The organism is Candidatus Williamhamiltonella endosymbiont of Tuberolachnus salignus (assembly GCF_964019775.1).
Classification (GTDB): domain Bacteria; phylum Pseudomonadota; class Gammaproteobacteria; order Enterobacterales; family Enterobacteriaceae; genus Hamiltonella; species Hamiltonella defendens.
On sequence record NZ_OZ026471.1, the window covers coordinates 1383312 to 1401943 of the forward strand.

Consider the following 18632-nt stretch of genomic DNA (forward strand, 5'->3'; position numbering starts at 1 on the left):
TTAGGACTCTGCGTTAATAACTTAATAAAGAAAAGGTTTGACGACGCCATTGTTTTTGTTCGTTCTGCCCTTCAGCACGCTGGCCAAACAATTGCACAATTTGATCGCCATTCGCATCGAACACTTCCAGGCTGGTGACAAAGCCGTCTTTGGTATTTTTTCGGGTAATCCAACTTTCGGTAATCGCATTGATATTAAGATGCAACCTAAAAGTAGAATTAGAAGCAGTCATCCAGGGATGTTGCGGCGTTAACATCACATATTCAATCGCGCCCGTAAAAATTTGAGTACAAGCGCGATTAGGAACGAAAATCATGATGTTATTCTGTTCTTGTGACGACTCTTCAAGCAGAGAGATCAAAGCCGTGTTTTTCACTCTTCTAGCCAGATCCTGGTTTTTAACTGCATGAAACAGCTGCGTTCGTTTGACGCCATATTGATTTAATAATTTAAAAAACTGATGGACATCATCCATGGCCCGCCATTGCATTTCAATTTCTTGAATTAATTCATTGGAAGGCTCAAATGTTTTTTGCGAGGGTGTTTGATTGGGTTTTTCGGCAGAAATATGTGGAGCCCCTGGTGTTTCTGTCGCATATTTTTTGATCACAGCAAGCCAAGCGGTTTTATCGGTTTCATTAATACAATGCACTTCATGAACGCCATCGCCCTGCGTGTCGTAAAAGTGAATGCTGTATTTTGGGCCTGTTGAACCAGGTTCTTCAAGGCTAAAAACGTGACCAAATTGATTAAAAAACAAACGTAAATCTAACGCCCCAGGATTGAGGATCACACCTGAATGCCCATTTGGGATGATTCTTTGATTTTCGTAACGCCCAATCACTTCGTGTATGGCGTGTTGATTCCGTGTTATGGAAAGCGTTGTACCCACACTTTCCAATTCAGACAATAACGTACGCACATCTGCCTGTAAGTATTGTACACCCTGCCCAAGACGAGCCTGCATCGATTCTGCCGTGCTGATGTTGAGTCGTTCGTCAATCGCGGTATTTTTGTGTGAATGATTCTGCTGGGTCTGTAACGCTTCTTTATAGAAAGACGATAGCATGGTTATATTTTTATCCTGTTAGATGAGTGACAGATCCCATAGGTTTTTTATCTCTGTGGGAAATTTTATACAAAAAATTACCACTGATAGCTGATCAATAATTTCGCGGTGCGACCTAATTGTGGAACGCCTTGTGGTGAGTAGTACTCTTTGTCAAAAGCATTCGCCAATACCAGATTGGTCGTCACGCCTTGAAACTGATTCTGGCCTTTGTAGCTAAGATAAAAATCATGAACCGCGTAGCCTGGTTGTGCTTTGATTTCCTGTGAATGAGTCGTGCCAGGGGATTTCATAAAATCTGTGCTTTCTGCTAACGTCATTACCCAGCCAGCTGAAAGATCCGTTTTTGGTATGGGAATATCGAGAGAGCTTGTGAGTGTGTCAGGGTTGATAGAAGAAATATAAAGCCCTGTTTTTTCATTTTTACCGCGGGTGCGGTTATAGGCTAAATTCCACCCAAACCAAGGCGTTTTGTAGTTTAATACGGCATCCCAACCCCAAATATTGGTATCCGGAACGTTGACATACTGCGTAGTGCCCTTTCTAAAATTCACCTCTGTTGTGATGTAATCTGTTGCTTGAGTACTAAAATAGCTGGCTTTAAATTCTACACTGTCTTCTGTTAGAACCAGATCATCAAATTTCACCCCAAAACCATATTCCTGGGTCGCATTTTTTTCTGGTTTTAAGTTGGGATTCGGCTTGAAACGGTTACCCCGAAAATGTTGGGCATCATTGTACATCTCACCCATAGTCGGTGCCCGGAAAGCCTGTCCATAAGAAGCAAACAACATGAGCCAATCGGTGGGAGTGAGGGTGACAGCCCCTCGTGATGACCAATTATCCGCAGAGATATCTGCATTTTTGGGATTTTTAGCTTTATAGCGATCAAAGCGGGTGCCTATTAAGAGCGACACCGGTAAATCACGGAAAGTGATTTCATCCTGAACCCAACCAGACGCAAAATTGGTTTTTGCATCAGGAAAAGCCTTAGCGGGACCTTCGGGTTTTTGTTTTTGCTGATAAAATTCAGTACCGTAGGTCAATAAATGAGCGGCAGGGCTATGTGTCAATAAACGACTCCGGTTTTCTAATTTTGTACCCAGCGTTTTTTGTGTTCGTCCTTGATCTGCTCGTTTTTTGACTTTGTCATTAATGCTCACATCTGAATAATACAGGGTGGTTTTGGCATCCAGCCAATCTGATGTTTTTGGATTAAGGGCATAACTGAACTGTACATCTTTTTGAACTGTTTTGCGGTCCGTCATGGGATTTCTTAGTGAAGGGTTGACTTCTTGCGGATTCAAAATTTCCTCAGCATTGTTGCGATAATAGCGCACATTAGCACTGAGAGATTGTGAGTCGTCTATTTTCCAGGTGCCTTTTGCCATAAGGTTACGAATCCCTTCGTCATTTGGCGCATTGATACCATCACTTTCTTTAATATTTCCGACATTACGACCACTAAAAGTGATTAAACCATCCAGATCATCGGTTTTACCAAAGACCGTCGCACCTATACCAAGACTGCGATCGCCTGTGGCACCCATGCTGAATACGCGATATCCTGAGTTTCGACCAGGTTGCAATAGATCAACCGTATCCACAGTTTTATAAGAAATCACCCCCCCCAATGCGCCACTGCCGTACAATAATGCGGAAGGCCCTCGCACAATTTCTACTTGTTTGATGAAGCTGGGATCAATGAAATGACCACTCATGTGCCCTGTATCTAAATTTTGGCGCACACCATCTATCAGTGTAAGAATCCCTTTTCCTCCATATCCCCTCATATTAACATCTTGACCGTTTTTGCGACCAACCCCTTCAATCGTGATGCCTAGTGTGGAAAGCAATATATCGGCTGCGGACGAAGCGGTGTCACTTTTGGCATTATCTCTGTCAATCACAGTGATCATCATGGGCGTAGAAAAAGTATCACGTGGGTTACCCGTGGCCGTCACGGTGATGGTTTCTGTTTTAAGAGACTGTTTATTAAAAGAAGGCTTCTTTTCTTCTGTTTCGATTTTATCTGGCATCCCGCTTTCTGCATAAGCTAAAGAAGGCAAAGAGATGGCAAGGGTTAAAGAGGAAAGACGTAATAATTTTGGCAGTGTAAGTGTAAAAGACATAAGTCAGTTCTCTGTATAAATTTAAGAATAACCAGGTATCTATAGACAGATGGCATTGTTTTTTTCGGTGCAATCGATCTATCAAAAGACGCTTCTAAATATGCTGGCGGCCTTGATCCTGGCAAGAAATCTGGGAGGCTTCTTTTTATTTAAGAATGATTCTCATTATTATATATAATCATTTATTACTTCAAGTAAAAATTTTGCTTTTGTTTAAGAGAAAGTCATGAAACGAGGGGAAATCGGGATCATCATTATGAAAATCAAAAGAATTTTAAAAAAATAAGGATTTAGATTTTATAATTTTCTGTGCTGACTGGGCTAAAACAACGTTTAGGCGTTCTCAATTTGAGTGCATCTAAACTTAATGGCATGGTTCGCTTACGAGCAATGATGAGGCTAAGACAACTAATGGCAGGTAAATGAATATTCATAGAATATTCTCCCCGATGATGCCAGGGAAGAACATGAAACCCGATTTGATGGACGATTTCATAATTAAGTAAACCTAGCCAATCTAATACACGCATTCTAGAAAACATTGGGCAGACATAAGGTTGCCTCCGCTTTATCACAGGCAGTAATTTTCCGATCCCTAACAAACTGAATGAATTAAAATGACTGATCACCAACCAACCGTCATCAACTAATATGCGGTCGACTTCTCGTAAAAGACGATAAGGATCCTCCACTGCGGATAAAGTATGAAAAAGCAGGCAAACATCCGACGATTTTTCAGAAAAAGGCAATTGGTTAAGGTCAGCAATGACTTGCATTTGATCACCCTGCTCCCCAACATTAATCTGATGGGGGATCGCACATTCGCGAGTGTCAATTTCTGTGCTAAGCGCTCCGATTTTGAGCAAATAAAAGCCAAAAAATTTTGGCCACCAAGGTTGCATATGTTGTTGAATTTCAAAACGATAATTTGGGCCTAATGGAAACTCATTCCAAGAGCTGGGCGCAGGTATTTTTAGGTATGAACTGAGAAGTTTCATTGTGCTATGGTCTATTTTTGTTAACGTCAACAATACGTTTTGAGAGAGATTTTATGAGACTGATTCATATTCCAGCACTAGAAAGTAACTATATTTGGCTTTTGGCGGATTCCAATCAGCATTGTGTGATAGTCGATCCCGGCGAGGCTTCTCCTGTTGAATCTGTATTAACATATAAAGGCCTTTTACCCCAAGCCATTTTATTGACCCACCATCATCAAGATCACCTGGGAGGTGTACCTCAATTATTGCGGCGTTTTCCAGATATTCCTGTCTATGGTCCAAAAGAAACGAACAAAAAAGGCGCGACCATACTATTAAAAGAGGGAGATCAGTTATTTATTTGTTCTCAAACATTTTCTGTCATTGAAGTCCCAGGACACACTTTAGGCCATATTGCATACTATGCTGCTCCTTATCTTTTTTGCGGGGATACGTTATTTTCAGCCGGTTGCGGACGTTTATTTGAAGGTACGGCAGATCAAATGTATGACTCAATCCAAAAATTAATACAATTACCAGATGAAACCTTAATTTGTGCAGGACACGAATATACACTTTCTAATCTCAAATTTGCTCGCTCGATTTTACCTGATGATCCACAGATTGCTCTCTATCAGAAACAGGCAGAACAATTAAAAGCAAAAAATCAACCTACGTTACCCGCTCTCCTTAAGCTTGAGCGTCAAGTCAATCTTTTTTTGCGCTGTAAAGAAAGCTTTTTACAAAAAAAAATGGGCACTCACAAACATGATCCTCTGTCTGTTTTTTCTACTTTACGTGAAATGAAAGACCGTTTTTAAATCAGATTGATTCAATAACCGTAGAGTTTTGTCAATTTAAGGTAAATAAAGCGAAAACATAGAGCTTTTAAAGCAGATCCGATTGTGTTGCTTTCGCAAATACAGTAGATTTGCTCATTTTTTAATCAACAGATTAATTCTAACTAGAAAATATTCAGATTAAAGAGATTCTATGAAAATAAAAACTATATTTTTGGCTGCTGTTTTTTTAGCCAGCTGTCAGTCTATTAAATACCAGAAACAAGCTGAAAAACCTATTCAAAATTCTATAGATGTCTCCACTGAAAAGACAATGGTGACCCGAAATGTCAATCAAGGGTTGACAGTAAAAAAATCAGAGGCTGACTTTAAATCTGATACCCAGAACATTCAAAATGTAGAGCAAAAAAATCTATGGTCTTTTGTTAAAAAGCATTTAAACGAACCGATTGAGGACAATGAGCGCATTCGTGAGCAAAAAGAAAAGCTTTTAAAAACCAAACAACATTTTTACAATCTGGCATTAAATGCTGAGCCTTACATGTATCTTATTGCTGAAGAGATTCAAAAACGCAACATGCCGATGAAATTGGTTTTACTCCCCATAGTAGAAAGTAATTTTAATCCAGCCGCCATTTCATCTGCCAAGGCTGCTGGCTTGTGGCAAATGTTGTCTAGTACTGCTAAATATTATGGTGTGAAACAAAATGAATGGTATGACGGCCGTCACGATGTACTTGCGTCTACCCATGCTGCCTTGGATTTAATGCAAAATTTAAATCGTAAGTTCAACGGAGACTGGTTGCTGACCATCGCCGCTTATAACTGCGGGGAATATTGTGTATTGAGACAAATAAAAGCCAATAAAGCACAGGGGAAACCGACTCATTTTTGGGCTTTATCTCTCCCTCGAGAAACCTCTTTGTATATCCCTAAGATGCTCGCTTTGAGTGACATTATTAAAAACAGTGAAAAATATGGGGTCAAATTACCAATATCTGATGAAAATAGGGGTTTAATTGTAGTCAATCTCGATCATCCTATGAAATTAACTCAAGCGGCTGAAATGTCTGGATTACCTTTATCTAAATTTAAATTATATAATTTTGGCTATAAACATAGCAGTACCCCATTGAGTGGGCCTCATTATTTTATGGTGCCTCAATCTCATGCCCAACAATTTAAAATCGCTTTAAAAACAAAGAAAAAATCAATGGAGGAAGCGACGCTTTTAGCAAATCATAAAAATGATGATATGCCCTCTGTATTTTATAAAGTTGCAGCAGGGGATACATTATCTGGTATTGCTCAGAGAATGAACATTAAGGTTCATGATGTAAAAAACTGGAATCAATTAGAAGATTTGAATTTTTTAAAAATCGGGCAGGTTTTACAGCTGAAAAATGAGTTAAATTATCTCAATGGCTAGGCTACTGATATTAATCAATGGTATTTGATGAAACATCGAATTGAACTAACAAAGGATTATGATCTGAGGCTTGTGTGGCTAATACAGAGGAATGGATCAGATTAAGGCCTCTAAAAAAAATAAAGTCTAATGGTCTCCCAAAAACCAGGCTTCGATTATCAACAGGAAATGAAACCTCTTCCAGGTTCATGTTTTGAGTAAATGCCTTTAGAGCTTTTACTCTCTTTTTACTCCAGGTATTAAAATCCCCCGCTAAAATCACAGGCCCTTTATGGGCCGCTATTTGTTTTCCAATGGGTTCAAGTTGTTGATTATAATTTTCAATACCCAGACTGAAATTAATCGCATGAATATTGATCACCATCAATAAATTTTCTTTATAAGTTGGGTAGACTGTGATTAATGCAGATTTTGAAAAACCCAATAGAGGCTCTCTTGTGCGTAGTGGATAACAATAAACAGGAAAGGCTGAGGATAATGTCATGACACCATAGGAATGCTTAGGCAATGAAAAAGCCGGGACTTGATCGGCCGTTAAGTAATAAGAGGCAACAAAATCGAGCATTTCTGGATTTGTTTTTACTTCCTGTAGCAACATCAGCTGTGTATTCTCTCCGTTTTTTTTAAGCACAGAAAGCCAACCTTTTCGTTGTTGTTTTAAAATATTCCACACCATGACCCGGAACGTTTTTGTGATTGTCAGAGGTAATTTGGGTATCCTGGAATATTTAGGTTGCGAGTTGAAATCTGAAACAATATGTTTCACAGGTTGACCGTTAACATACCTTATCGCATATGTTTTTTTTGTTTTTAGCACTATAATTTTCCCTTATTAATAAATCTCATGGGATTTTTTTATTAAATTTATGGTAAACAATAGCATTATTTAAAAAATTAATGTATTTCTAAAGTATTCCCTTCATTTAAATGACATTCTTTAAAATTAACAAAAAAAATAACATATATGTTTAATAAATATAAAAATACGGTTTTAAACCAGAAACCTGTTGATTACGTTTTAAATCATTTTTTTTATCGCCTTCGTTTTTTTTATCTCACATTATTATCGATTTCGTTGTTTTCAATCAGTACTTTTAACCATGCCGAAATATCGGCTTCTAAAAATCATAGGCTATTTAAAGTCATCACCACTTTCACCATTATTCAGGATATCGCCCAAAATATTGCAGGCGATGCGGCTGTGGTAGAGTCCATTACCAAACCAGGCGCAGAAATCCATGGTTATCAGCCTACTCCACGCGATATTTTGAAAGCACAATCCGCTGATTTAATTCTATGGAATGGGATGCACCTGGAACGTTGGTTCGAGCGTTTTTTTGAAAACATTAAACAGGTTCCCGCGGTGATTGTGACCCAAAATATACAACCCTTACCTATCCGTGAGGGGCCTTACCATGGCATTCCTAACCCTCACGCCTGGATGTCGCCTTCTAATGCTTTAATTTATATTGATAATATTTGCAACGCTTTCAAAAAACATGATCCCGAACATGCCGCTGTGTATCAACGAAATGCTGAGACTTATGCTCTTCAAATTCGTGCCCTAGATGCGCGATTGCGGGCACGTTTAGCTCGTATTCCAGAAAATCAACGCTGGTTAGTCACCAGCGAAGGGGCTTTCAGTTATTTGGCACAAGATTACGCTTTCAAGGAAGCTTATTTGTGGCCGATCAATGCAGAGGAGCAAGGATCTCCTCAGCAAGTTCGTAAAGTAATTGATATTGTTCGTCAATATCGCATCCCCGTTGTATTTAGTGAAAGCACCATTTCTGACAAACCTGCAAAACAGGTCAGTAAAGAGACAGACGCACAATATGGGGGTATTCTTTATGTCGATTCCCTCTCCAATAAAAATGGGCCTGTACCTACTTATATCGATCTGCTCAACATCACAGTGCAAACGATAGCAAAAGGATTTGGTCAATGAAAAGTGACATGTTTATCCGCCCTGAGCTTTTAGTAGAAAACGTTTCTGTCACTTATAAAAATGGTCATACCGCCATTTATGATGCGAGTTTTGCTTTATCAGGCGGTGTAATCTGTGCGCTAGTGGGCGTCAATGGCAGCGGTAAATCGACTTTATTTAACAGCATTATCGGGCTTATTAAACCAACATCAGGTCATGTGAGCTTGAATCATCAACCCATCAGTTATGCTTTGCGTAAAAACAGCATTGCTTATGTACCACAAACAGAAGAGATTGATTGGAATTTCCCTGTCCTGGTCAAAGATGTTGTCATGATGGGGCGCTATGGAAAAATGAATTTTTTTCGGATCCCCAGCCAAAAAGATAAAAATATTGTGAATCAGGCCATAGAGCGTATGGGCCTATCTGAATTAGCAACACGGCAAATTGGGGAGCTGTCTGGTGGACAAAAAAAACGGGTATTTTTAGCACGTTCACTGGCACAAGAAGCGTCTGTCTTGCTACTTGACGAGCCTTTCACTGGTGTCGATGTTAAAACAGAAAACGCCATTATTGATTTGTTGCGTATTTTACGGGATACAAATCACTTGATTTTGGTATCAACCCATAATTTGGGGAGCGTGCCAGAATTTTGTGATCACGTTATTTTTATTAACCGAACAATTTTGTGTGCTGGTAGGACAGAAACGACTTTTACACAAAAAAATCTGGAAATGACTTTTGGCGGTGTACTTCGGCATATTAATCTCTCTGGTTCGGCACTGCATGAGGATAATGATGGCCGCAGCGTGACGGTGATTACTGATGATGAACGCCCTGTAGTGTTTTATGGCCATACTAAAAATGATCCTCCAACTCAAACTAAATCCAAGGGGACATCTTCTTAAATGTGGGACATTTTACTGCAACCCTTTCATTACAATTACATGGTCAAAGCAATATGGGTGAGTACCATTGTCGGGGCAACCTGTGCTTTCCTTTCTGCTTATTTGATGTTGAAAGGCTGGTCACTGATGGGGGACGCGCTTGCTCACTCTGTTGTTCCAGGCGTCGCCGGGGCGTATGCCTTAGGGTTACCTTATGCGGCAGGCGCATTTTTTACGGGGATGCTGGCTGCTCTATCAATGACGCTGATGCGACATATCACTTCCTTACGTGAAGATGCGATTATTGGTTTTATTTTTTCGACATTTTTTGCGGCTGGGTTATTGATCCTTTCGTTGAATCCCACCTCAATCAATGTGCAATCTATTATTTTCGGCAATATATTAGGGATTGCTGATCATGATGTATGGCAGGTTCAACTCATTATTTTTATTTCTTTTTTCACTCTCTGCATCATTTGGAAAGATTTATTGGTGGTCTTTTTTGATGCAAATCATGCGGTTTCTATCGGCTTATCACCGTTTCGATTAAAAATTATCTTTTTTACACTTCTGAGTGCCTGCACGGTTGCAGCATTGCAAACGGTGGGCGCCATTTTAGTGATCTCTATGGTGATCACACCTGGCGCAACCGCTTATCTTCTAACAGATCGTTTTGGCTATTTGTTGATCATGGCGATCGTGATTGGTGCCGTGACCAGTGCGCTTGGTGCTTATTTGAGCTTTTACCTTAATGGTTCCACAGGCGGAATCATCGTCACTCTACAAACGTTGTTCTTTTTATTGACTTTTTATTTTTCTCCTAAATATGGTGTACTGGCTCGCCGTTATCATGTCTATAAAAAAAATCGCCTCAGTCTTCCTCAAGGAAAATCTTGATGAATACTGTTTTCAATCTGATCACGGAACCTTTTACTTATCCTTTTATGCAACGGGCCTTAATGATTGCCGTAGTGACAGGCATGGTATGTGCCGTGCTTTCATGCTACCTGGTACTCAAAGGTTGGTCATTAATGGGGGATGCCATCTCTCATGCGGTATTACCCGGCATTGTGCTTGCCTTTTTATCAGGAATACCATTATCAATAGGCGCATTTGCTTCTGGCATTTTTTGCGCTTTTGCCACTGGATATATTAAAGAAAACAGTAGAGTCAAACAAGATACTGTAATGGGCATCGTTTTTTCAGGCATGTTTGCGTTGGGTCTTGTTTTATTTTCAACTGTGGATACGGATCAACATCTCAGTCATATTTTATTCGGTCATATATTGGGTGTTACAATATCTGAATTTCATCAAACCCTCTGGATCTCTGGGGTGACTCTTTTTGTAATGTTATTAAAACGTAAAGATTTTATGTTGTACTGTTTTGATAATAATCATGCCAAAGTCATCGGATTACCTGTTACATTATTACATTATGGGTTGCTTTGTTTACTTTCATTGACGATTGTGGCTTCTTTTCAAGCGGTTGGAGTGATATTGGTGATAGCGATGTTGATAGCACCTGGTATGACTGCTTTGATGCTATGTCAACAATTTCATCAAATGCTGATCATCGCGAGCCTGGTTTCAGTGATTTCCTGTGTTTCCGGCATTTTATTGAGCTTTCATATCGATGGTGCTACAGGGCCTTGTATTGTGATAGTACAGGCAGTCATTTTTATGACTTCATTAATTTACAAGCAAATCAATGGCATCAAAAAATGACTGGGGAAGGACATTTAATTTTTTCTGTCGCTTGTGCCATTTTTGCTAAAAAAGCCGCATTGACACCTCAATTAGCGAATGGAGATTGGTGGCATATTATCCCAGCCGCACTGTTAACATCCTTATTACCTGATATTGATCATCCTTATTCCCTGCTAGGACAAAGATTAAGATGGATTTCACGCCCAATTGCCCTTGTATTCGGCCATAGAGGTTTCACTCACAGTCTTTTTGCGATTATTGCCGGAATCATTTTATTTCAGATCAATTTTGCAAGTCATGGTGTTTTCGCAACAGATGTGCTGCAGGGGATGGTGGTAGGATATTTAAGTCATTTACTAGCCGACATGTTAACGCCATCAGGTATTCCCCTTTTCTGGCCATATCGACAACGTTTTCGAATTCCTTTGATTAATACAAAAAGGAGTCAATTATCAGAACGAATATTTTGTGTATTGTTAGTTCTTATCGCACTGTATTGGCAAACTGATACAGCCACTTCCATACAGCTTTATGTTAAAAAACTTCCAATTTTTGGCGACTTCTAATGTATCTACTCATTATGATGAATTTGTTGGCATTTCTAGTTCTGTTACTACTGTTGGCTCAAACTTCTTATATGAACTGGAGTTTAACAAAAAAAGTTTTTACTGGTCTTGTGATGGGGGTTTTATTTGGGGTTTCGTTGCAATTTATATATGGCGCCAATTCAATTATTTTGCAGGAATCAATTAGCTGGTTGAATATTGTTGGGAGTGGTTACGTTCAATTATTACACATGGTCGTCATGCCCTTGATATTCAGCTCTATTTTAAGTGCGGTTTCAAAATTACATAATGTTTCTTCGCTTGGAAAAATAAGTTTGATCAGCATCGGTACATTACTTTTCACGACTGTCATTGCGGCTCTGGTAGGCATTTTTATTATTCATTTTTTTGATTTAACGGCAGAAGGCCTCATCCAAGGTAAAGCAGAAACGACACAATTAAATACCATTCAAAGTAAATATATGTCGCAGCTCACCGAGTTTAGCCTACCTCAGTTAATCCTTTCATTTATCCCCAAAAATCCATTTTTAGCCCTGGCAAGTGCCACATCTACCTCTATTATCAGCGTCGTCATTTTTGCCACTTTTTTAGGTGTAGCCGTCTTAAGAATGATCAAAATTGATGTAACGAGGGGTAAAAGCGTATTATCGGCGATTGATTGTCTTCAAGCCTGGGTCATGAATTTAGTCCGTTTGGTGATGCTACTCACCCCTTATGGTGTCTTGGCCCTGATGACAAAAATAGTCGCCACTACTGATGTCCATCACATATTGAAATTAGGTCATTTTGTGATTGCCTCTTATGTAGGTTTGGGGGTGATGTTTTTAGTACATGCCTTGTTGCTATTTCTTTCAGGTGTTGATCCCAGAAAATTTTTTCGGCACGCTTGGCCTGTTTTGACTTTTGCGTTTACCAGCCGTTCTAGCGCGGCGAGTATTCCTCTTAATATTGAAGTTCAAACTCATCGGTTGGGGGTGCCTGAGTCTATTGCCAATTTTTCAGCTTCCTTTGGTGCGAATATTGGACAAAATGGTTGCTCGGGACTTTACCCAGCGATGCTGGCCACCATGATTGCACCTACTATGGGGATTAACCCGTTAGATCCCTTATGGATAGCCACATTAGTGGCGGTGGTGACCATCAGTTCTGTGGGTGTTGCGGGTGTTGGAGGAGGCGCGACCTTTGCAGCCTTGATGGTACTACCGGCGTTAGGTTTTCCAGTGACATTGGTGGCTTTGCTGATTTCTATTGAACCCTTGGTGGATATGGGTCGCACTGCATTGAATGTGAATGGTTCTATGAGTGCTGGTGTCATTACAAACCAGTTCATGAAAAAATCAACACCTCCATCATAAATCAGGATATCTGTGATCTCACATCCAAAAAATCCTTTTTTAAAGGAGAAATTTGGGTACTAGATGCCACGAAACCATAGATCCCCTTGGGAACCTTCTCGAGTATGTCACGTGCCTCGGATTCTGTATTAAATTCACTAAAAATACAGGCGCCCGTTCCAGTCAGGCGTGCCGGCGCGTATTGTGAAATCCAGGAAAGCAGTTCATCAACCTTGGGAAAACGTTTTCTTACGACAGGTTCGCAATCATTATGATAAGGTGCGGCCAAAAGTGTTGAGAGTGAGCGTCTGGGCGTGTTCCTTTTTAACTCAGGATCAGAAAAAATCATTTTGGTTGAAATCTTCACATCAGAATATAAAACCAAATACCATTTTAGGGGCCATTCAACAGGTTGCAGACGATCTCCTACGCCTTCTGCAAAAGCTGAGTTTCCATAAATAAAAACAGGGACATCTGCTCCTAATTTTAAACCTAGCACTGCCAGTTCATCTTCGCTAAAATTGAATCCCCATAAGTGATTCAGGGCCAATAACACCGTTGCCGCATTAGAGGATCCGCCCCCTAATCCCCCTCCTATTGGTACGTACTTTTTAATGCTGATCTCAGCCCCTCTTGGTAAAGAGCCTGTTTGTGATTTTTTTCCTGGCTGCTGCTGTAATAAACGTGCCGCTCGAACTACTAAATTTTGATCATGGCTCACATTCGGGATGGGCGTCATTAAAAGGATTTGTTCATCCTGGCGAGGCACAATCGTGATTTCATCCCCATAATTGAGAAAAATAAACAGTGTCTGCAATTGATGATAACCATCAGGCTGCTGCCCTGTGATATAAAGAAACACGTTGAGTTTTGCTGGAGAAGCCCAAACCTGTTTCATTTTAATATCCAATGATTTATTTTGAGTGTCATTCTCTGATCTTGATGATTTGGAGAAATCAAATATAGTTCAAGCCGTTCAGGCAATATAGGCGTTATTTTTGTATTGTACGCTTGATAGTAGACTTTCCAGGTTTGTTCTTTTTTGTGATGAATCAGCGTTTTTAGGCGAGATTGGCGATTTAAAATGATCTCATCAGCATCGCTTGATGCGCCTACAATCCAACGAGACAAATGCTCCAAAGGAATCGGTATTCCCGTTAATTTGAATAAAATCTCTTCTGCATTACCCTTTATCTCGCCTTGATCTTTATATTTGGCCATATCAACACGTCCATTGGTCACTTTAAGTTCAAATTCAGTTTGGCCAAGAGGGCTCAGCAGCAATAAATGATAATTTTTAGGCGAATATTGTTGCCAGAAAAATCGAGCATAGGCCTTTTTTTCATCAGAAAAATAAGCCACTGATCCCTGAATTTGAAATTGCTGAATTTGTTTTAATTGATGCTGATATTCTTGCCATTCATCAGAAGCGATATGATTTTTTAATACAGAAGATGATTCGGGCGCTTTTAAAGCGCTACAGGCAGCCAGTAATAAAACGCTCAATGGTAATAACCGATAAAAACAGATTTTAAAGATCAGCATATTGACATTCTCTTTTCAAAAAAAACAGGGTCATGAATAGAGGGCTGTTTTTTTATAGATGACAAGGATCTCTTCTATCACGTAGAATCCCACTCAAACAGTAGACCTTACTTTATCTCTATAAAAGTTTTTAATTTTTCAGATCATCATCCGAAATTTCTTTTCATGACTTTACTCGCGCTAGGTGTTAATCATAAAACAGCGGCTGTTGCTCTACGTGAAAAAATGAGTTTCTTACCTGACTCTTTTGAACAGGCGTTCCATCATTTAATCCAAACAACCCTGGTAAAAAGCGGCGTGTTTTTATCCACATGCAATCGAACTGAGTTCTATCTTAGCGCACAAAATCAGTCAGGTTTAGAAAAAAAACTGATTCAATGGTTATGTGAATATTGCCATCTGAAACCCGAAGAGCTGATCAAAAGCTTATACTGGTATTATGATGATCAGGCCGTTGAGCATCTGATGCGTGTTGCGAGCGGACTAGACTCTCTGATATTAGGAGAGCCACAAATTTTGGGTCAAATTAAAAAAGCATTTACTCAATCTCAACCGCACCAAATCATGTGTCGTGACCTAAAGCGGTTATTTCAAAAATCTTTCTCAGTCGCAAAACGAGTGCGAACTGAAACCGATATTGGTGTGCACGCTGTCTCTTTTGCGTTTGCGGCCTGCAGTCTGGCGCGGCAGATTTTTGAATCTCTTTCTGAAGTGACCGTACTGTTGATTGGAGCAGGAGAAACCATTGAGTTGATGGCGCGTCATCTATTTAAACATAAGGTAAAACGTCTTATTATTGCAAATCGTACTTTTGAAAAGGCACTTTGCCTCGGAAATGACTTCGGCGCTGATGTCATCAGATTCGAAGAGATACCATCCCGTTTATATGAAGCTGATATCACCATGAGCTCAACAGCCAGCCAGTTGCCTGTCATTGATAAAAACATGATTAAGCAAGCGCTTAAAAAACGACGAAATCAGCCCATGCTTTTTATAGATATTGCGGTACCAAGAGACATTGAGCCTGAAGTGGGTCATGTGCCAAATGTTTACCTCTACAATATCGATGATTTACAAAGTATTATTGAACGTCATCTTTCCCATCGAAAAAGGGCCGTTTTCAAAGCGGAGTCGATTATAAAAGAAGAAAGTCTTAATTTTATCTCTTGGGTCAGATCACAAAGTTCGTCTGAAATGATTCGCGAATATCGTTCTAAAGCAGATCAAATACGGATTGCTCTCACAGAAAAAGCATTAGCGGCGATCAAAAAAGGAGATAATCTAGAAAAAACATTGTATGCATTGACACATAAGCTGACGAATCAGCTGATTCATGCGCCAACCTCTTCTTTGAAAAAAGCGGCTCTTGATGGTGACATTGAGCGCTTTAAATTTTTGCATGAGAGCCTGGAACACTCTGGATTACTTCATTTTAAAAAACAGGCTACTAAAAAAAGACACCCTAATTAAAAAAACGATTTCTTATCCCCTTTGTTATAGGACTGGCACTAAAAATGAAGCCATCTTTTATTAAAAAATTAGAAGCATTACAAGAGCGTCACGAAGAGTTGCAAGCGCACCTTGCAGATCCTTTGACCATTCAAGATCAAGAACGCTTTCGTATGATGTCTCGAGAATATGCTCAGCTCAGCAACATTGCTGAGCTTTTTACAGAATGGCTTAAGCTACAAAATGACATGATAGCTGCGAAAAGCTTGTTGCAAGATCCTGAAATGCATGAAATGGCCACTGAAGAATTAGAAAAAGCCAAAATTCAAAGTGAGCAATTAACACAACAGTTACAAATTTTGTTATTACCCAGAGATATCGATGATTCAAGAAGTTGTTTTCTAGAAATTCGGGCAGGCACAGGGGGTGATGAAGCCGCGATTTTTGCCGGAGATTTGTTCCGAATGTATGCCCGATATGCCGAATCGCGTTCCTGGAAAATGGAAATCATCAGTGCTCATGAAGGTGAGCATGGCGGCTACAAAGAAATGATTACCAAAATTTCTGGGGAAGGGGTGTATGGGCAATTAAAATTTGAATCAGGCGGCCATAGAGTACAAAGAGTGCCTACGACTGAATCACAGGGGCGTATTCACACCTCGGCTTGTACTGTTGCGGTTATGCCAGAAATTCCTGAAGAAGAGTTGCCGAAAATCACTCTTTCTGATTTGCGTATTGACACATTTCGTTCATCCGGTGCCGGTGGTCAGCATGTCAACACCACAGATTCGGCGATTCGCATCACACACTTACCAACAGGCATTGTGGTTGAATGTCAAGATGAGCGTTCTCAGCATAAAAACAAGGCAAAAGCGATGTCTGTATTAGGCGCGCGTATGCACGCCGCGCAGGTTCAAAAAAGGCAACAGGCTCAAGCTTCTGAGCGGCGAAATTTGCTGGGATCTGGTGATCGCTCTGATCGTCATCGTACTTATAATTTTCCTCAAGGTCGGGTCACAGATCATCGTATCAATCTCACCTTATATCGTTTAGATGAAGTGATGTCCGGTAAGCTAGATATATTGATTCATCCTCTTTTACGTGAGCATCAAGCCGATCTTCTTTCCGCATTATCTGAACAGGAATGAGATGAATTATCAGCAATGGTTTATTAATACCATTCAGAGATTAGCTCAAAGTGACAGCCCAAAAAGGGATGCTGAAATTCTTTTGGGATATGTGACCGGTAAACCTCGTAGCGTATTACTTGGTTTTGGTGAGACAAAATTAACAGTGAAAGAACAGGCATCGCTTGAAATCATAGTGCAACGTCGGGCGCAAGGTGAACCTATTGCGTATTTAATAGGCGAACGCGAATTTTGGTCTTTGCCTATCTCGGTATCACCGGTGACCTTGATTCCCCGCCCTGATACCGAATGTTTAGTAGAGCAAGCGTTGAAACATATCCCTCGGGGAGCTTCACGTGTTTTAGATTTAGGCACAGGGACGGGGTGTATCGCCTTGGCTTTAGGGCATGAGCGTTCAGATTGCACGATTATTGGTACGGATATAAAAGAAGAGACCATCAAACTGGCTTCTCATAATGCAAAAAAACTGGGGTTGCCACATCTTTCTTTTTTTCAGGGAAACTGGTTTTCAGCCGTCAATGGATATTTTTCTGTGATTGTCAGTAATCCGCCTTATATAGATGCCGAAGATCCTCATCTTAATAAAGGCGATCTTCGCTACGAACCGCTCAGCGCATTGGTATCGGCAGATGAAGGTCTTGCAGATGTAAAGCATATTATCAGGGAATCTCCACATTATCTGAGATCCTATGGCTGGTTGTTACTTGAGCATGGATGGCAGCAGTCAGATAAAATACAAACATTATTCTATCAAACCGGCTTTTCTTCTGTGTCCACTTATAGAGATGATGGAGGGCATCCCAGAGTGACATCTGGTCAATGGGTTCCTGCATCCTTGAAGGCTAAAAACAGAAAATGATAACACGGTTAACAACGCGTTTATTTTTTTACTTTAGATTTTTTAAAGAACGCTAATAAAGCTTGTGATAAAATCCTTGAAATAAAAAATGTGAGGTAAATGACTATGAAACGGACCCATCATATCCATAAAGAAAAATTTCGTAAATCCTGGCGCGGTTATCGGCTTGCTCCGATTGCATTATCTATTAGCACGGTATTTTTTTTGACCGCGTGTGAAAAATCAGATCAAACCGTCTCTCTTTATCAAAATGCAGACGATTGCTCCAAAGCCAATCCTTCTATGAATCAGCAATGTGCACAGGCATATCAAGCCGCATTAAAAGAGGCGACAAAAACATCACCTAAATATGCCAGTCGTGAAGACTGTGTCGCTGAGTTTGGTCAATCACAATGCACTAAAGTGACATCTGAACAGGCGGACATACTGGCCACTTCATCCACAGCAGACAAAAATAGCACTGCACAACCGCAGCAAAGTGGCAGTATGTGGATGCCATTAATGGCCGGTTACATGATGGGGAAAATGATGGGAGGAGGATTCAACCAGCAACCTTTATTTACTTCTCAATCTTCCACTAGCCCTATGAAGGATAAGTTTGTGGATGCCACAGGAAAAAATTATGGAGCAGCAACCTATGGTCGTACCATGAATCTCCCTAAAAGCGCCCTTGCTCCAAAACCTTCTGTCACAAAAACCATCACTCGAGGGGGATTTGGCCAAACCGTTGCTCAACAAGCCTCAATGAAACAGGGTGGTGTTTCTTCAAAATCCTTCTCTCGTGGAACCGGGGGATAA

Annotated in this window: 18 protein-coding genes; 12 read left to right on the plus strand and 6 right to left on the minus strand. The window is 40.2% G+C overall.

What is annotated here, in order from left to right:
- Positions 1-13: 13 nt before the first annotated feature.
- The 3 genes from AACL23_RS06795 to AACL23_RS06805 form a co-directional block, all read right to left on the minus strand.
- The gene (locus AACL23_RS06795) at positions 14-1069 is read right to left on the minus strand and encodes a hemin-degrading factor (RefSeq protein ID WP_100096947.1); all 1056 of its coding nucleotides are present in this window, start codon (positions 1067-1069) and stop codon (positions 14-16) included.
- Positions 1070-1146: 77 nt separating this feature from the next.
- On the minus strand, positions 1147-3201 hold the full coding sequence (locus AACL23_RS06800; protein WP_339050852.1) for a TonB-dependent hemoglobin/transferrin/lactoferrin family receptor: 2055 nt from the start codon (positions 3199-3201) through the stop codon (positions 1147-1149).
- Positions 3202-3491: 290 nt separating this feature from the next.
- Entirely contained in the window at positions 3492-4199 is a 708-nt protein-coding gene (locus AACL23_RS06805) for a methyltransferase domain-containing protein (RefSeq protein ID WP_100096949.1), read from the minus strand.
- Positions 4200-4252: 53 nt separating this feature from the next.
- Between AACL23_RS06805 and gloB the strand changes: the two genes are divergently transcribed.
- Positions 4253-5002 carry a hydroxyacylglutathione hydrolase gene (gene gloB, locus AACL23_RS06810; protein ID WP_100096950.1) on the plus strand — a complete coding sequence of 250 codons (750 nt, stop codon included), beginning with the start codon at positions 4253-4255 and terminating at the stop codon, positions 5000-5002.
- Positions 5003-5174: 172 nt separating this feature from the next.
- A complete protein-coding gene (locus AACL23_RS06815; protein WP_095034680.1) occupies positions 5175-6410 on the plus strand; it encodes a transglycosylase SLT domain-containing protein in 1236 nt (411 codons plus the stop codon).
- A gap of 10 nt (positions 6411-6420) precedes the next feature.
- Here AACL23_RS06815 and AACL23_RS06820 read toward each other — a convergent pair whose 3' ends face one another.
- The gene (locus tag AACL23_RS06820) at positions 6421-7227 is read right to left on the minus strand and encodes an endonuclease/exonuclease/phosphatase family protein (RefSeq protein WP_095034681.1); all 807 of its coding nucleotides are present in this window, start codon (positions 7225-7227) and stop codon (positions 6421-6423) included.
- A 147-nt stretch (positions 7228-7374) separates the two neighbouring features.
- Here AACL23_RS06820 and AACL23_RS06825 point away from each other — a divergent pair, with 147 nt between their 5' ends.
- Genes AACL23_RS06825 through AACL23_RS06850 form a run of 6 tightly spaced genes read left to right on the plus strand, consistent with a single transcriptional unit; the run spans position 7375 to position 12854 of the window.
- A complete protein-coding gene (locus AACL23_RS06825) occupies positions 7375-8358 on the plus strand; it encodes a metal ABC transporter substrate-binding protein (RefSeq protein ID WP_015874434.1) in 984 nt (327 codons plus the stop codon).
- Complete coding sequence (locus AACL23_RS06830; RefSeq protein WP_015874433.1) at positions 8355-9245, plus strand: ATP-binding cassette domain-containing protein; 891 nt, start codon at positions 8355-8357, stop codon at positions 9243-9245. Before AACL23_RS06825 ends, AACL23_RS06830 begins: the two co-directional genes overlap by 4 nt.
- A complete protein-coding gene (locus AACL23_RS06835; RefSeq protein WP_171967820.1) occupies positions 9246-10121 on the plus strand; it encodes a metal ABC transporter permease in 876 nt (291 codons plus the stop codon). It begins immediately after the preceding gene.
- Entirely contained in the window at positions 10121-10951 is an 831-nt protein-coding gene (locus AACL23_RS06840; RefSeq protein WP_171967819.1) for a metal ABC transporter permease, read from the plus strand. Before AACL23_RS06835 ends, AACL23_RS06840 begins: the two co-directional genes overlap by 1 nt.
- On the plus strand, positions 10948-11499 hold the full coding sequence (locus tag AACL23_RS06845; RefSeq protein WP_015874430.1) for a metal-dependent hydrolase: 552 nt from the start codon (positions 10948-10950) through the stop codon (positions 11497-11499). The genes AACL23_RS06840 and AACL23_RS06845 overlap by 4 nt, the downstream gene beginning before the upstream one ends.
- On the plus strand, positions 11499-12854 hold the full coding sequence (locus tag AACL23_RS06850; protein WP_339050862.1) for an L-cystine transporter: 1356 nt from the start codon (positions 11499-11501) through the stop codon (positions 12852-12854). The genes AACL23_RS06845 and AACL23_RS06850 overlap by 1 nt, the downstream gene beginning before the upstream one ends.
- Before the next feature lies 1 nt (position 12855).
- On the opposite strand, the gene ispE is transcribed toward AACL23_RS06850, so the two are convergent.
- Together ispE and lolB are read right to left on the minus strand one after the other, a co-directional pair.
- Positions 12856-13731: a 4-(cytidine 5'-diphospho)-2-C-methyl-D-erythritol kinase gene (ispE, locus tag AACL23_RS06855; RefSeq protein WP_015874428.1), complete on the minus strand. Its 876-nt coding sequence runs from the start codon at positions 13729-13731 to the stop codon at positions 12856-12858.
- Entirely contained in the window at positions 13728-14378 is a 651-nt protein-coding gene (lolB, locus tag AACL23_RS06860; RefSeq protein WP_100096954.1) for a lipoprotein insertase outer membrane protein LolB, read from the minus strand. The genes ispE and lolB overlap by 4 nt, the downstream gene beginning before the upstream one ends.
- Positions 14379-14543: 165 nt before the next feature.
- On the opposite strand from lolB, the gene hemA reads away from it, so the two are divergent.
- The 4 genes from hemA to AACL23_RS06880 all read left to right on the plus strand — a co-directional run bounded on the left by hemA (position 14544) and on the right by AACL23_RS06880 (position 18632).
- Complete coding sequence (hemA, locus tag AACL23_RS06865) at positions 14544-15848, plus strand: glutamyl-tRNA reductase (RefSeq protein ID WP_100096955.1); 1305 nt, start codon at positions 14544-14546, stop codon at positions 15846-15848.
- Positions 15849-15892: 44 nt separating this feature from the next.
- On the plus strand, positions 15893-16975 hold the full coding sequence (gene prfA / locus AACL23_RS06870; RefSeq protein ID WP_100096956.1) for a peptide chain release factor 1: 1083 nt from the start codon (positions 15893-15895) through the stop codon (positions 16973-16975).
- A gap of 1 nt (position 16976) precedes the next feature.
- Positions 16977-17834 carry a peptide chain release factor N(5)-glutamine methyltransferase gene (gene prmC / locus AACL23_RS06875; RefSeq protein WP_339050865.1) on the plus strand — a complete coding sequence of 286 codons (858 nt, stop codon included), beginning with the start codon at positions 16977-16979 and terminating at the stop codon, positions 17832-17834.
- Between the two features lie 105 nt (positions 17835-17939).
- The gene (locus AACL23_RS06880; RefSeq protein WP_148121467.1) at positions 17940-18632 is read left to right on the plus strand and encodes a DUF1190 family protein; all 693 of its coding nucleotides are present in this window, start codon (positions 17940-17942) and stop codon (positions 18630-18632) included.

Coding starts and splice junctions, on each gene's coding strand:
- AACL23_RS06795 (WP_100096947.1), bottom strand. CDS start 1,069: ATGCTATCGTCTTTCTATAAAGAAGCGTTACAGACCCAGCAGAATCAT.
- AACL23_RS06800 (WP_339050852.1), bottom strand. CDS start 3,201: ATGTCTTTTACACTTACACTGCCAAAATTATTACGTCTTTCCTCTTTA.
- AACL23_RS06805 (WP_100096949.1), bottom strand. CDS start 4,199: ATGAAACTTCTCAGTTCATACCTAAAAATACCTGCGCCCAGCTCTTGG.
- gloB (WP_100096950.1), top strand. CDS start 4,253: ATGAGACTGATTCATATTCCAGCACTAGAAAGTAACTATATTTGGCTT.
- AACL23_RS06815 (WP_095034680.1), top strand. CDS start 5,175: ATGAAAATAAAAACTATATTTTTGGCTGCTGTTTTTTTAGCCAGCTGT.
- AACL23_RS06825 (WP_015874434.1), top strand. CDS start 7,375: ATGTTTAATAAATATAAAAATACGGTTTTAAACCAGAAACCTGTTGAT.
- AACL23_RS06830 (WP_015874433.1), top strand. CDS start 8,355: ATGAAAAGTGACATGTTTATCCGCCCTGAGCTTTTAGTAGAAAACGTT.
- AACL23_RS06835 (WP_171967820.1), top strand. CDS start 9,246: ATGTGGGACATTTTACTGCAACCCTTTCATTACAATTACATGGTCAAA.
- AACL23_RS06840 (WP_171967819.1), top strand. CDS start 10,121: ATGAATACTGTTTTCAATCTGATCACGGAACCTTTTACTTATCCTTTT.
- AACL23_RS06845 (WP_015874430.1), top strand. CDS start 10,948: ATGACTGGGGAAGGACATTTAATTTTTTCTGTCGCTTGTGCCATTTTT.
- AACL23_RS06850 (WP_339050862.1), top strand. CDS start 11,499: ATGTATCTACTCATTATGATGAATTTGTTGGCATTTCTAGTTCTGTTA.
- ispE (WP_015874428.1), bottom strand. CDS start 13,731: ATGAAACAGGTTTGGGCTTCTCCAGCAAAACTCAACGTGTTTCTTTAT.
- lolB (WP_100096954.1), bottom strand. CDS start 14,378: ATGCTGATCTTTAAAATCTGTTTTTATCGGTTATTACCATTGAGCGTT.
- hemA (WP_100096955.1), top strand. CDS start 14,544: ATGACTTTACTCGCGCTAGGTGTTAATCATAAAACAGCGGCTGTTGCT.
- prfA (WP_100096956.1), top strand. CDS start 15,893: ATGAAGCCATCTTTTATTAAAAAATTAGAAGCATTACAAGAGCGTCAC.
- prmC (WP_339050865.1), top strand. CDS start 16,977: ATGAATTATCAGCAATGGTTTATTAATACCATTCAGAGATTAGCTCAA.
- AACL23_RS06880 (WP_148121467.1), top strand. CDS start 17,940: ATGAAACGGACCCATCATATCCATAAAGAAAAATTTCGTAAATCCTGG.